This window comes from Frateuria sp. (assembly GCF_035695185.1).
Lineage (GTDB): Bacteria > Pseudomonadota > Gammaproteobacteria > Xanthomonadales > Rhodanobacteraceae > Frateuria_A.
Genome location: NZ_DASSES010000121.1, coordinates 1 through 12,538 on the forward strand (window position 1 = coordinate 1; position 12,538 = coordinate 12,538).

Annotated in this window: 14 protein-coding genes and 1 tRNA gene; 7 read left to right on the forward strand and 8 right to left on the reverse strand. The window is 68.4% G+C overall.

All coding sequences use genetic code 11. The features are described from left to right. The coding region (rpmI, locus tag VFH59_RS09980) for a 50S ribosomal protein L35 (RefSeq protein ID WP_026635107.1) at positions 1 to 195 on the reverse strand (195 nt) is incomplete at its 3' end. Positions 196 to 419: 224 nt separating this feature from the next. Between rpmI and VFH59_RS09985 the strand changes: the two genes are divergently transcribed. Genes VFH59_RS09985 through VFH59_RS09995 form a run of 3 tightly spaced genes read left to right on the forward strand, consistent with a single transcriptional unit; the run spans position 420 to position 2,431 of the window. Beyond that, positions 420 to 1,322, forward strand: coding sequence for a hydroxymethylglutaryl-CoA lyase (locus VFH59_RS09985; RefSeq protein WP_325164745.1), 903 nt, complete (start codon positions 420 to 422; stop codon positions 1,320 to 1,322). Between the two features lie 37 nt (positions 1,323 to 1,359). Beyond that, positions 1,360 to 1,848: a GNAT family N-acetyltransferase gene (locus VFH59_RS09990; protein WP_325164746.1), complete on the forward strand. Its 489-nt coding sequence runs from the start codon at positions 1,360 to 1,362 to the stop codon at positions 1,846 to 1,848. Between the two features lie 13 nt (positions 1,849 to 1,861). Further along, the gene (locus VFH59_RS09995) at positions 1,862 to 2,431 is read left to right on the forward strand and encodes a GNAT family N-acetyltransferase (RefSeq protein ID WP_325164747.1); all 570 of its coding nucleotides are present in this window, start codon (positions 1,862 to 1,864) and stop codon (positions 2,429 to 2,431) included. 17 nt (positions 2,432 to 2,448) lie between these two features. Here the strand turns inward: VFH59_RS09995 and VFH59_RS10000 are convergent, their stop codons facing one another. Then, entirely contained in the window at positions 2,449 to 3,243 is a 795-nt protein-coding gene (locus tag VFH59_RS10000) for a thymidylate synthase (protein WP_325164748.1), read from the reverse strand. Between the two features lie 128 nt (positions 3,244 to 3,371). Between VFH59_RS10000 and VFH59_RS10005 the strand changes: the two genes are divergently transcribed. Next, positions 3,372 to 4,379 carry a TIGR00266 family protein gene (locus VFH59_RS10005; RefSeq protein ID WP_325164749.1) on the forward strand — a complete coding sequence of 336 codons (1,008 nt, stop codon included), beginning with the start codon at positions 3,372 to 3,374 and terminating at the stop codon, positions 4,377 to 4,379. 90 nt (positions 4,380 to 4,469) lie between these two features. On the opposite strand, the gene lgt is transcribed toward VFH59_RS10005, so the two are convergent. From lgt to VFH59_RS10030, 5 genes are all read right to left on the reverse strand, one after another. Next, entirely contained in the window at positions 4,470 to 5,348 is an 879-nt protein-coding gene (gene lgt, locus VFH59_RS10010) for a prolipoprotein diacylglyceryl transferase (protein WP_325164750.1), read from the reverse strand. Positions 5,349 to 5,548: 200 nt separating this feature from the next. Further along, positions 5,549 to 6,052, reverse strand: coding sequence for a TPM domain-containing protein (locus VFH59_RS10015; protein WP_325164751.1), 504 nt, complete (start codon positions 6,050 to 6,052; stop codon positions 5,549 to 5,551). Beyond that, a complete protein-coding gene (locus tag VFH59_RS10020; protein WP_325164752.1) occupies positions 6,053 to 6,955 on the reverse strand; it encodes a TPM domain-containing protein in 903 nt (300 codons plus the stop codon). A 1-nt stretch (position 6,956) separates the two neighbouring features. Next, a complete protein-coding gene (locus VFH59_RS10025) occupies positions 6,957 to 7,580 on the reverse strand; it encodes a LemA family protein (RefSeq protein WP_325164753.1) in 624 nt (207 codons plus the stop codon). 128 nt (positions 7,581 to 7,708) lie between these two features. Next, positions 7,709 to 8,095 (reverse strand): diacylglycerol kinase, encoded by a 387-nt coding sequence (locus VFH59_RS10030; RefSeq protein WP_325164754.1) that lies wholly within the window; start codon positions 8,093 to 8,095, stop codon positions 7,709 to 7,711. Between the two features lie 251 nt (positions 8,096 to 8,346). Here VFH59_RS10030 and VFH59_RS10035 point away from each other — a divergent pair, with 251 nt between their 5' ends. The 3 genes from VFH59_RS10035 (at position 8,347) to VFH59_RS10045 (ending at position 11,855) form a co-directional block, all read left to right on the forward strand. Beyond that, entirely contained in the window at positions 8,347 to 9,903 is a 1,557-nt protein-coding gene (locus tag VFH59_RS10035; RefSeq protein ID WP_325164755.1) for an oligopeptide:H+ symporter, read from the forward strand. A gap of 43 nt (positions 9,904 to 9,946) precedes the next feature. Then, a complete protein-coding gene (locus VFH59_RS10040; RefSeq protein ID WP_325164756.1) occupies positions 9,947 to 11,215 on the forward strand; it encodes an ATP-binding protein in 1,269 nt (422 codons plus the stop codon). Between the two features lie 61 nt (positions 11,216 to 11,276). Next, positions 11,277 to 11,855 (forward strand): response regulator transcription factor, encoded by a 579-nt coding sequence (locus tag VFH59_RS10045; RefSeq protein ID WP_325164757.1) that lies wholly within the window; start codon positions 11,277 to 11,279, stop codon positions 11,853 to 11,855. Between the two features lie 544 nt (positions 11,856 to 12,399). Here VFH59_RS10045 and VFH59_RS10050 read toward each other — a convergent pair. After that, positions 12,400 to 12,492, reverse strand: a tRNA-Ser gene (locus tag VFH59_RS10050). Positions 12,493 to 12,538 lie beyond the last annotated feature (46 nt).

A 12,538-nucleotide genomic window follows, 5' to 3' on the forward strand; every position in this document is an offset into this window, starting at 1 on the left:
GACGTACGGCAACATGCGAGCCACACCCTTGGTGTCGCACGCCTTGACGTGGTTGGTGGCGCGCAGGTTGCGCTTACGCTTGGTCGACTTCTTGGTCAGGATGTGCGACTTGAAGGCGTGACCGGCCTTGAACTTGCCCGAAGCGGTCTTGCGAAAACGCTTCGCGGCCGCCCGGTTGGTCTTGATCTTGGGCATGGGAATGCTCCTGGGTGGGCTTGATTGCCCGGTTTCTGACTGATTCGGCGGTGGTCCCGAGGGCCACGCTTTCCGTCCTGCCGATATCGGTTCACGACCCGTCCGTGTGGGTCGAACCGGCGATTATACGGAGGAGTCCGGGGCAAAGCCAGCCTGCCGGGCGATCTGTCCTGGCCGGGCGGCCGACCGGCTAAAGTGGGCACTTCCCCGCACCTGGAGCCGCCATGACCGCCCCCGCCGATACCGTCCGGATCGTCGAAGTCGGCGCCCGCGACGGCCTGCAGAACGAAAAGACCCTGCTGCCGGCGGAGGTGAAGATCGCCCTGATCGACCGGCTCTCCTCCTCCGGCCTGACCACCATCGAGGCGACCAGCTTCGTCAGTCCCAGGTGGGTGCCCCAGCTCGCCGACGCCGCCGAGGTGTTCAGCGGGATCCGCAAGGTGCCCGGCGTGCGCTACCCGGTGCTGGTACCCAACCTGCAAGGGTATGAACGTGCGCGGGCCGTGGGTGCGCAGGAGGTCGCCGTGTTCACCGCCGCCAGCGAGGCCTTCAACCGCAAGAACGTCAATGCCTCCATCGACGAGTCGATCGAGCGCTTCGTGCCGGTGCTCGAGCGCGCCCGGGCCGATGGCGTGGCGGTGCGCGGCTACGTGTCGACCGTGCTCGGCTGCCCTTACCAGGGGGACGTGCCCGTCGCGGATGTGGTGCGCGTGGCCGGGCGGCTGCATGCGCTGGGCTGCTACGAGGTCTCGCTGGGCGACACGATCGGCGTGGGGACGCCGGCCAAGGCGCGCGCCATGCTGCGCGCGGTGGCACAGGCGGTGCCGATGCACGCGCTGGCCGTGCACTTCCACGATACCTACGGCCAGGCCCTGGCAAACATCCTGGGCTGCCTGGAGGAAGGCGTGCGCGTGGTCGACAGCGCGATCTCCGGCACCGGTGGCTGCCCGTACGCCCGGGGCGCCACCGGCAACGTAGCCACCGAGGACGTGGCCTACATGCTGGAGGGCATGGGCCTGCACACCGGCGTGGACCTCGACCTGCTGGTCGCCACCGGCGCCTGGCTCTCGGCGCAATTGCACAAGGAGACGGCCAGCCGGGTCACCCGCGCGCGAACGGCCGCCTGAAACCCAAGTCGTTCCTCACTCCCCAGACCGAAAGCCCATGCATTCCAGTTTCCTGATCCGCCCCATCGAGCCCCGCGACGATGCCGCCATGGCCTCGATCATCCGTACGGTCATGCCCGCGTTCGGTGCCGACGGCCCCGGCTTCGCGATCCATGACGCGGAGGTCGACCACATGGCCGAGGCCTATGCACGGCCCGGTTGCGCCTACTTCGTGGTCGAGCGCGACGGCGTGGTGATCGGCGGCGCCGGCGTGGCGCCCCTGGAAGGCGGCGAGGCGGACGTGTGCGAGCTGCGCAAGATGTACTTCCTGCCGCAGGCGCGTGGCATCGGCGCCGGCACCGCCATGATGCAGCGCTGCCTGGACACGGCACGCATGCTGGGCTACCGCCGCTGCTACCTGGAGACCCTCACCGGCATGGATGCGGCACAGGCGCTGTACCGTCGCAGCGGCTTTTCGCCGATCTGCCAGGCAATGGGCGGCACCGGCCATCATGGCTGCGACCGCTACTACCTGCGCGAGCTTTGACGGTTCGGCCGGCATGATCCGCATCGCCTGCCCCGCCGACGCCGCGGCGATCCACGCGATCTACGCCCCGTCGGTCACCCACGGCGTCGCCACCTTCGAGACCACGCTGCCCGGCGTGACGGCGATGGGCGAGCGCATCGTCGCGCGCCTGGCGCAGTACCCCTGGCTGGTGTGGGAGGAAGGCGAGGTGCTGGCCTACGCCTACGCAAGCCGCTTCCGCGAGCGCGCCGCCTACGACTGGATCGCCGAGACCTCGATCTACGTACGCGAAGATGCCCGGCGCAAGGGCATCGCACCGCGGCTGTACGGCGTGCTGCTCGAGGCCATGCGCCTGCAGGGCATGAACCAGGCAGTCGGCGTGATCACCTTGCCGGGCGAGCCGAGCGTGCGCCTGCACGAGGCGATGGGGTTCACACCGGCGGGCGTGTGGCGGCAGAGCGGCTACAAGCTGGACCGCTGGTGGGACGTGGGGGTTTGGCAGAAGACCCTGCAGGCGCCGGCCGAGCGACCGGCGCCGGTGGTGCCGTTTGCGGAACTGCGCGAGAACCCGGCGTTGCGGGGATTGCTGGCGCGCGAGACGTAGGCCGGTCGCGGCGCGCCTTACACCGCCACGGGCGCCTTTATGGCCGGGTGCGGGGAGTACCCCTCCAGCGCAATGTCCTCGAAGCGGAAGTCCTCCAGCGCCCGCACGTCCGTGTTGAGCACCACGCGGGGCAACGGCCGCGGCTCGCGGCTCAGTTGCAGCCGCGCCTGCTCGAGGTGGTTGCTGTACAGGTGCGCATCGCCCAGCGTGTGCACGAAATCGCCCACCCCCAGCCCGCACACGTGCGCCACCATGTGGGTCAGCAGCGCGTAGCTGGCGATGTTGAACGGCACACCCAGGAAAATGTCCCCCGAGCGCTGGTACAACTGGCAGGAAAGCTTGCCGTCAGCGACGTAGAACTGGAACAGCGTGTGGCAGGGCATCAGCGCCATCTTCGGTAGCTCGCCCACGTTCCAGGCGCTGACGATCAGGCGGCGCGAGTCCGGGTTGCGCCGGATCTCGTCCACCACCCAGCGGATCTGGTCGACGGTGCCGCCATCGGCGGTGGGCCAGGCGCGCCACTGCTGGCCATAGACGGGACCCAGGTTGCCCTGCGCATCGGCCCACTCGTCCCAGATGCTGACGCCGTGTTCCTTCAGGTAGGCAATGTTGGTGTCGCCACGCAGGAACCAGATCAGTTCATGCACCACTGACTTCCAGTGCACCTTCTTGGTGGTGACCAGGGGAAAGCCCCTGGCGAGGTCGAAGCGCATCTGCCAGCCGAACACGCTCTTCGTGCCCGTGCCGGTGCGGTCGGTTTTTTCGGTGCCGTGGTGAAGCACGTGATCGAGCAGGTCGAGGTAGGCGCGCATGAGGGTGATTCTACGGTGCCGGGGCTCCCCGTGCCGGATGGAGGCCTACACACCCGGTGACATCCGTCACTCCCCCTGGCGCCTCGCGCCGGCCTAGACTCGAGCCCTTCCACCAAGGGACGGCCAACATGACGCAGTGGTACTTCAGCTACGGCAACAACGAACGCATCGGCCCGCTGGACGACGATGCCGCCCGCGAGCAGGCGCGCAGCCGCCCCGACGGCTACTGCTGGAAGGAAGGCTTCGGCGAATGGCGGCCGATCCACAGCGTGTTCCAGCCCTCCAGCGCGCTGGCTGTGGCGCCGCCGCCCCCGCCGGCCGGCCGCTACGGCGCCTCCGACGAGGTCGACTACCGCATCGTCGGCAGCGACATGCAGTTCGTGGAGGTCGAGCTCGACCCGGGCGAGAGCGCCATCGCCGAAGCCGGTTCGCTGATGTACAAGGAATCGGCGGTGCAGATGGACACCGTATTCGGCGATGGCTCCAGCGCCAGCCAGAGCGGCGGCCTGATGGGGAAGCTGATGTCGGCGGGCAAGCGCGTGATCACCGGCGAAAGCCTGTTCACCACCGTGTTCACCCACACCGGCAGCGGCAAGGCCAGGGTCGCCTTCGCCGCGCCCTATCCCGGCACGGTGATGGCGATGAAGCTCTCCGAGCACGGCGGCCGGCTGATCTGCCAGAAGGATTCGTTCCTGGCCGGTGCGCGCGGCGTGCAGCTGGGCATCTATTTCCAGCGCAAGATCCTCACCGGCCTGTTCGGCGGCGAGGGCTTCATCATGCAGAAGCTCGAGGGCGACGGCTGGGTGTTCGTGCACGCCGGCGGCACCGTGGTCGAGCGCGAGCTCAAGCCGGGCGAACGGCTGGACGTGGACACCGGCTGCGTGGTCGCGTTCCACGACTCGGTCAGCATGGACGTGCGCCCGGTCGGCGGGATCAAGAGCATGCTGTTCGGCGGTGAGGGCGTGTTCCTCGCCACACTGACCGGCCCCGGCAAGGTGTGGCTGCAGTCGCTGCCGTTCTCGCGCATGGCCGGCCGCATGCTGGCGGCCGCGCCGCAGGGGGGCGGCCAGCGCCGCGGCGAAGGTTCGCTGCTCGGCGGCCTGGGCGACCTGATCGGCGGCGACAACAACTTCTGACCCGCAACCCCGCAGGAGCGCCGCTGTGCGCGACCGGGAGGCCCGGTCGCATACGGTTTGCGCTCCTGCAGCGCGCCCGGACCGGACGCTTCAGTGCGCCACGGGCACCAGGGTCGGCGCGCGCCGCGACATCGCCACCAGCACCAGCCCGATCACGATCAGCGGCAGCGACTGCACCTGGCCCATCGTCAGCCAGCCCCAGGCCAGGTAGCCCAGCTGCGGATCGGGCACGCGCACGAATTCCACCGCGAAGCGGAAGCAGCCGTACATCAACGCGAACAGCCCGGACACCAGGTACCGCGGACGCGGCTTCATCGACACCAGCCACAGCACCGCGAACATCACCAGACCCTCCAGCGCCATTTCGTACAGCTGGGATGGGTGCCGCGGAATGCCGCCGAACTGTGCCAGCTGCTGCGCCAACGCTGGCTGGTCACGCGCCAGCTGCACGTCTTCCAGCTTGGCGTTGGGGAAAATCATCGCCCACGGCACGCTGCCGGGCTTGCCCCAAAGCTCGCCATTGATGAAATTTCCGAGCCGCCCCAGACCCAGGCCCAGCGGGACCAGCGGCGCCACGAAGTCCATGGTGTCGAAGAAATGCAGCCGGTGCCGCCGCGACCACCACCATGCCGCCACCAGCACGCCGACCAGGCCGCCGTGGAAGCTCATGCCGCCGTCCCACACCTTGAACAGCGCCAGCGGGTCGGTCCAGATCCAGTGCAGGCCGCCGGCGTAGTAGAACAGCATGTACCACACCCGCCCGCCGACGATGATGCCCAACATCGCATAGAAGGCCAGGTCGCTCAGCGCGTCGCGGCTCACCGGCAACCGGCCCTGCTTCCGCCGCCGCTCACCCAGCACGCCCGCGCCCAGGAAGCCCAGCAGGTACATCAGGCCGTACCAGTGCACCTGCACTGGCCCGAGATGGAAGGCGACCGGATCGAAGTGGACGGTGTAGGGCTGGGTCATGGCGCGCGATGGATGGGTAAAGGCCAAGTGTAGCCGGGCACGCCCGACCGGCGCAGACCCTTGGGTCGCACGCCGGCCCGGGCCGGTGCGGCGTGGACCGAAACGGTCGCGAAGGCGGAGCAAGCGGATCGCGTGTCCTGCAGCCGCACCTGTCGCATCCGCTACGGGCAGCTGCAGCCCGCCCGAGCAGACACTCCCGCTCAGAGGAGCACGGGCCGGTCCGGCAGTTCGTCCGGGTTTTCCCTGTCGCCGGCCGGAAAGTGCTCGTGCAGGAGGGCATTGATGGCCGCCAGGCCACCCAGGCTGCCCTCGCGCCAGCGGCCAGCGGCAAAGTGGTCGCGCATGAGCGCACACACGCCATCCCACTGCGCCTGCGCCACCCGGCGGGCGATGCCCCGGTCGGCAACGATCTCGATGCGCTGCTCCGACAACAGGAGGTACACCAGTACGCCACAGTTGTCCTCGGTGTCCCAGACCCGAAGCTGCGCAAATACCTGCCGTGCCCGGGCCTGCGCGTCCAGGCCGGCCAGCACGGCTCGTACGGTCAGGCGCGACTCGACCGCGAAGCGGACTTCGCCCAGATGGCTGCGCTCGCCGACGGTGACCGCATCGGCCAACTCGTCCAGCAGCATGGCGGGGAAGCGCTGGCGCAACTGGAACCAGCCACCGAACAGATTGGCGAGTAATCGCTGCACGAGCCTCATCTACCAGCTCCCCGAAGAACCGCCGCCGCCGAAGCTGCCACCACCGCCGCTGAAGCCGCCGCCACTGCCGCCGCCAAAGCCACCGCCGCCGAATCCGCCCCCTCCGAAGCCGCCTCCTCCGAAGCCACCCCAGCCGCCCCAGCCACCACGCCCGATCGAGCGGCCGCCGCCGCCGGGCAGCAACATGAAGAGGCCACCGATGATCGCACCGAGCACGGCCGCGCCCAGGCTGGCCGCAACCAGCCACAACACGACCCCGGTGATTCCGGCGCCCAGCGGCGTGCGCACGAACAGGTTGGCGCGTCCCAGCAGGTTGCGCAGGAAGAACGCGATGAAGATGCCGATGAACAACGCCTGGTGCAAGCCGATTCCGCGGTGCTCGCGTGGCGCGCCCTGCACCGGCGGCGGCAGCGGCTCGCCGTCGATCAGCAGCGTCAGTGCGCCCACGGCATCGTGGATGCCGCCGTAGTAGTCACCCTCGCGGAATTTCGGGGCGATGTACTCGCGAATGATGCGCGCCGTGGCAGCGTCGGGAATGGCGCCCTCCAGGCCGTAGCCGACCTCGATGCGCACCCGCCGGTCGTCCTTGGCGACCAGCAGCAGCACGCCGTCGTCGGTGCCCTTGCGGCCGACCTTGTTCTGCTCGGCCACCGCCAGCGAATAGCTCTCGATGTCCTGCTCGCCGGTGCTGCCGATCATCAGCACGACCAGTTGCGCGCCCTTGCGCTTTTCCAGCGCCACCAGCTCCGCATCGAGCTGATCGACCTGCTGCGCGCTGAGCGTGCCGGTCAGGTCGGTGGCGTGACGCGTGAGCGTTGGCACCGCCGCGGCCTGCGCGCCCGATGCCGCCAGGAGCCACAGGCCGAGCAGCAACCACGCCAGCCGCCGCAGGCGAAAGGCCATGTCAGTGCGCTGCCGAGCTGGCCGGCGCCGGCGGCTGCGTGCCGAAGTCCACCGTCGGAGCGGTGGAGATCGCCTTCTCGTTTTCCACGGTGAAGTTGGGCTTGACCTGGTAGCCGAACATCTTCGCCGTGAGGTTGTTGGGGAAGGTGCGGATCATCGAGTTGTACTGCTGCACCGACTGCACGTAGCGATTGCGCGCGACGGTGATGCGGTTCTCGGTGCCTTCCAGCTGCGCCTGCAGGTTCTGGAACAGGCCATTGGCCTTCAGGTCGGGATAGCGCTCGCTGACCACCATCAAGCGGGACAGCGCGCTGGACAGCTCGCCCTGCGCCTGCTGGAACTGCTTGAGCTTCTGCGCGTCGTTGATCATGTCCGGAGTGATCCGCACGCTGCCCACGCGGGCCCGTGCATTGGTCACCTCGGTAAGCACACGCTCTTCGTGCTGGGCATAACCCTTGACCGTGTTGACCAGGTTCGGCACCAGGTCGGCACGACGCTGGTACTGGTTGAGCACCTCCGACCAGGCGGCCTTCACCGCCTCGTCCTGGCGCTGGATGGCGTTGTAGCCGCAGCCGCTGAGCAACACGGCGAGCAGCGACAGCACGATCACGCGAAGGGTCTTCATGGCGGCACTCCGGATGGCGGGATCACCAGCGTAGGCGCACGCTCAGGCCAGCGTCAACGAACCGGAGGACCTGCCTCCTCGCGGCCTGCCGTGGGCTTCGCCGCGACATCGGGTGGCCCGGTTCCGGCCTAGGTGCCCAGGATCGCAGGCAGCCGGGGACCGACGACCAGCGCCCAGCTCAACGCCATGAAAACCAGCAGGACGAAGACCGACGCCGAGCCCATGTCCTTGGCGCGCCCGGCAAGTTCGTGGAACTCGGGGCTGACCTTGTCCACCACCGCCTCGATCGCCGAGTTGAGCAACTCGGCCGAAAGCACCAGGAACATCGGCAACACCAACGCCAGCTTCTCCAGCGCGCCCTCGCCCAGGTAGAGCCCCAGCGGGATCACCACCACGGCCAGGCAGACCTCGAAGCGGAACGACGCCTCGTGACGCCAGCCCGCGCGCAACCCCTTCATCGACCAGCGCAGTGCGTTCCAGAGTTGCCGCGGTCCGCGGAAGCCTTCGGCGGCCATGGTCTCAGCCGTCCTTCCGCAAGGTAGCGAAGGCGCAGGGCTGCGGGGACGGGGCTGTCGACATGGGCGGCTACTCGCGATCGGCCGGCGGCAAGCGCGCCATCATGCCACAGCCCCCGTTGCGGGACGGCATGCCGCAGTGCAGCGTTACGCGCCGGACGGATGGGTTACCCTCGGGTGGTTGTAGCCCGGTTCAGGGTTGCAGAGCAGGCCGCGCCGCGGCCGTCAGTGTTCATCCGCTCGGAAATTCCATGGCAATCCAGAATCCACCCGTATCGCAAACGCGATCCTTCAGCACCGTGTTCCTGATCGAAATGTGGGAGCGCTTCGGCTTCTACGGCATGCAGGTGCTGATGGTTACCTACATGATGAAGAAGCTCGGCTTCATCGACACCCACGCCAACCTGGTGTGGGGCGCCGCGGCCGCGCTGATCTACGCCACGCCCGCCATCGGCGGCTGGGTCGGCGACAAGCTGATCGGTACCCGCCGCACCATGCTGACCGGTGCGGTGGTGCTCGGGCTGGGCTACGCGATGCTGTGGATTCCCACCGACAATGCCTACCTGCTGTACGTGGCGCTCGGCGTGATCATCGTCGGCAACGGCTTCTTCAAGCCCAACGCCGGCAACCTCGTGCGCAAGATCTACGAAGGCGACGACACCAAGATCGATAGCGCCTTCACGATCTACTACATGGCGGTGAACGTCGGTTCGATGATCTCGATGACGCTCACGCCGTGGGTGCGCGACTACGTCGGCGAGCGCTACGGCGACGCCTGGGGCTGGCACACCGCCTTCGGCATCTGTGCCATCGGCCTGTTGCTGGGCCTGATCAACTACGTCCTGATGAGCCGCACGCTGCGCCACATCGGCTCGGCTCCCGACCAGAGGCCGTTCAACCTTGCCCGCTTCGGCGCGGTGATCCTGGCCGCCATCGGCATGGTGTTCGTGTCGGCCTTCATCCTGCAGAGCCAGACGGTGGCGCGGGTCTGCGTGTATGCCGCGGGCGTGGTCATCCTCGGCATCTTCATCCACCTGATCCGCTCCAGCGAACGCAGCGAGCGCGCCGGCCTGGTGGCCGCACTGGTGCTGACGGTGCAGACCATCTTCTTCTTCATCTTCTACCAGCAGATGTCCACCTCGCTGAACCTGTTCGCGCAGCACAACGTGAACCTGGACTTCAGCGTGTTCGGCCTGCACCTGTTCACGTGGATCCCGGAGCAGTACCAGAACCTCAACGCCATCTGGATCGTGCTGCTCAGCCCCGTGCTGGTGTTCATCTACAACTCGCTGGGCCGCCTGGGCAAGGACCCGTCCGTGGCCGCCAAGTTCGCCTGGGGCTTTGCAGCGGTCGCCGCCGGCTTCTTCATCTACGGCGTGGGTGCGCACTGGGCGGTCGCCGGCCAGGTGTCCTCCTGGACCATGGTCTGGGGCTATGGCCTGTATTCGCTGGGCGAGCTGCTGGTGTCCGGCCTCGGCCTGGCCATGATCGCCCGCTACGTGCCGGCCCGCATGGGTGGCTTCATGATGGGCGCCTACTACGTCGCCTCGGGCATCTCGCAGTACCTGGGCAGCGTGGTGGCCAACTTCGCGCACATTCCCGAAGGCCTCACCGATCCGGTGCAGTCGCTGCAGATCTATACCAGCCTGTTCACCAAGCTCGGCTGGGTGGGCGTCGGCTGCACGGCGATCGCCGTGGCGGTGCTGCCGCTGATGAAGAAGCTCTCCAACAGCCACGCCGAGCACGCCGCCGCGGCCGATCCGCTGCCGCCGGTGCGCAGCGAGGAAGGCTGGGAACTGCCGGGCTGACCCCCACGGCGCCGCGGACCACCGCGGCGCCTTTCCTTGCGCCATGCCACACCGGCACGCCAGCCGCCGCATCGGTCCCTTCGCGCTCACGCGCACGCTTGCCTGGTTGCGCCTTTGCGCGATCGCCGGACAAAGCGTGGCGGTGCTGGTCTGCGCGCTGTGGATGCACCTGGCCATTCCGCTGCTGCCACTGCTGACCGGCATCGGCGCACTGGCGGTATTCGCCGTGTTCGCCGCCTGGCGGCTCGGCCAGCCCTGGCCGGTGCGCGAGTGGGAAACCATCCTGCACGTCGCGATCGACACGCTGGTGCTCGGCTACCTGCTCTACTTCACCGGCGGCGCCAGCAATCCGTTCGTGACCCTGCTGCTGGTGCCGATCGCGCTGGCCGCGGCCGCGCTGTCGGTGCCTGCGGTCCTGGCCGTGGCCGCGCTGGCCGGCGTCGCCTACCTCTTGCTGCTCTATCGCTACGTGCCGCTGCCGCTGCCGATGCAGGGCGGCGGGTTTCCCCTGCACATCCTCGGCATGGGCGTGAACTTCGTGATCATGGCGCTGCTGCTGGGGTTCTTCATCAACCGGCTGGCCAGCGCGCTGCGCGCGCAGCAGTTGGAAGTGCAGCGGGTGCGCGAACGCGCACTGCGTGATGAGGGCATCCTTGCGATTGCCACCCAGGCCGCCGGCGCCGCGCACGAACTGAACACGCCACTGGCGACCATGCGCACGCTGCTGCCCGAGCTGCGCCGCGAGCATGCCCAGGATGCCTTGCTAGAAGAGGACCTCGCACTGTTGCAGGAGCAGGTCGACCGTTGCCGCACCATCCTCCGCGAGATGGTGGCCTTCGGCCAGGCGCAACTGTCGCAGGAGGCCGAGCGGATGACGGTGCAGGCGTTCGTGCACGGCTGCCTGGAGCGCTTCCAGTTGCTGCGCCCCGAGGCCGAACTAACGCTCGACCTGCCCGACGCCGCCGCCGGGCGTGTGTTGCGCGTCCCGGCGGGCCTGCGCCATGCGCTGATCAACCTGCTGAACAACGCGGCCGATGCCTCCAGGTCCTCCGGCTCCGACGAGGTCGAGCTGCATATCCGCTGCGAGCATGGGTGGCTGGAGCTGGCGGTGCGCGACCAGGGCCCGGGTTTCGACAGCGCCGCCGAACTGGGTGAACTTGGCCGCACTGGCAAGCAGGGCGGGCTTGGACTGGGCCTGGCGCTGGCCGAAGCCACCGCCGAGCGCCTCGACGGCGAGCTGACCGCAAACAATACCGGGCGAGGTGCGCAAGTGCGCCTGCGCCTGCCGCTGGCGGTGATCGGCGCGGGCTGAACGCGTGCAACCGCGGCGCGCTCGGGCAAGAATGTCGCTTCCGCCTCCGACACCATGCCCCATGACCGACGCCAACGCTCCCCGCCAGCTCCTGATCGTCGACGACGACGCCACCTTCGTCCGCGTGCTGTCGCGCGCATTGGGCTCGCGCGGCTTCGAGGCGATCGGTGCCACCCGCGCCGACGAGGCACGCATCCTGGCCCGCCGCCACCAGCCCCGCTATTGCGTGCTGGATCTCAAGCTGGGCGAGGAGAACGGACTGAAGCTGATCTCCGACTTGCACGCGCTGGTGCCGGAAATGCGCATCCTGCTGCTGACCGGCTACGCCTCCATCGCCACCGCCGTGGAAGCGATCAAGCGCGGTGCGCACGACTATCTGGCCAAGCCGGTCGATGCGGACGCGGTAGTGCGCGCATTGCTCGAGGGCGAAGGCCCGTCGGCCATCGATGACGAGCCGCCGGAAGCTCCCGAGGCGCCGCTCGCCCTGCGTCGGCTGGAGTGGGAACACATCCAGCGCGTGCTCACCGAGTGCGATGGAAACATCTCCGAAACCGCCCGGCGCCTGGGCATGCATCGCCGCACGCTGCAGCGCAAGCTGAGCAAGCATCCGGTGCGCGAGCGTCCCGACGCAGGCGACTGACCGCCCGTCCGCCACGGGGGCTCCACCGCCTGCCGCGGCACCTGTAGCCGTCGTCGGTGGAGTGCACGCTGGCGGGAAACCACACGGCGGTCGCCGGCTTCGGTTCCCTGGAACCGCTGGCTACGGTCGACATCGCCGCCCTCCTCGCAGCGCCTGCGCAGGAGGAGATCCAGTGCAAGAGCCGTGAACTGCGCCGACCGGGCAGGTCCTGGCGCGACGGCGCATGTCCCTTTCCGGGGATGTCGAATCCGTACCTTTGGGCGACCCAAGACAGGGCGCAGTGCGCAGCCATGGGAGAACGCCTGCAGGATGCCGGGAGGGCCGCCTGATCCATGCGCGCCTGAGCCCTCGAAAAGAAGCAAGCGACGCACTGACGGCGAAGCCGTTGGTCACGCTGTGGCACTGTTCCGCGCAGCAGCCGCGGCAAAAGATGATGGGCGACTCCAAACGGACCGGCGAATCGTCAAATACCGCCGGGTCGTCGCGCCGGCCGGATGGCGAGGCCATATACGCGAAGCGCCCCGAACGGGGCGCTTCGCGTATATGGCGGAGAGAGAGGGATTCGAACCCTCGATAAGGCTTTTGACCCTATACTCCCTTAGCAGGGGAGCCCCTTCGGCCTCTCGGGCATCTCTCCGGATGTGTTCCGCGCTTCCGCGGAGCCGGCAAGGATACCGGCCGAC

Coding starts and splice junctions, on each gene's coding strand:
- VFH59_RS10000 (WP_325164748.1), bottom strand. CDS start 3,243: ATGCGCGCCTACCTCGACCTGCTCGATCACGTGCTTCACCACGGCACC.
- lgt (WP_325164750.1), bottom strand. CDS start 5,348: ATGACCCAGCCCTACACCGTCCACTTCGATCCGGTCGCCTTCCATCTC.
- VFH59_RS10040 (WP_325164756.1), top strand. CDS start 9,947: ATGCCACACCGGCACGCCAGCCGCCGCATCGGTCCCTTCGCGCTCACG.
- VFH59_RS10035 (WP_325164755.1), top strand. CDS start 8,347: ATGGCAATCCAGAATCCACCCGTATCGCAAACGCGATCCTTCAGCACC.
- VFH59_RS10020 (WP_325164752.1), bottom strand. CDS start 6,955: ATGGCCTTTCGCCTGCGGCGGCTGGCGTGGTTGCTGCTCGGCCTGTGG.
- VFH59_RS09990 (WP_325164746.1), top strand. CDS start 1,360: ATGCATTCCAGTTTCCTGATCCGCCCCATCGAGCCCCGCGACGATGCC.
- VFH59_RS10030 (WP_325164754.1), bottom strand. CDS start 8,095: ATGGCCGCCGAAGGCTTCCGCGGACCGCGGCAACTCTGGAACGCACTG.
- VFH59_RS10045 (WP_325164757.1), top strand. CDS start 11,277: ATGACCGACGCCAACGCTCCCCGCCAGCTCCTGATCGTCGACGACGAC.
- VFH59_RS09985 (WP_325164745.1), top strand. CDS start 420: ATGACCGCCCCCGCCGATACCGTCCGGATCGTCGAAGTCGGCGCCCGC.
- VFH59_RS10005 (WP_325164749.1), top strand. CDS start 3,372: ATGACGCAGTGGTACTTCAGCTACGGCAACAACGAACGCATCGGCCCG.
- VFH59_RS10025 (WP_325164753.1), bottom strand. CDS start 7,580: ATGAAGACCCTTCGCGTGATCGTGCTGTCGCTGCTCGCCGTGTTGCTC.
- VFH59_RS10015 (WP_325164751.1), bottom strand. CDS start 6,052: ATGAGGCTCGTGCAGCGATTACTCGCCAATCTGTTCGGTGGCTGGTTC.
- VFH59_RS09995 (WP_325164747.1), top strand. CDS start 1,862: ATGATCCGCATCGCCTGCCCCGCCGACGCCGCGGCGATCCACGCGATC.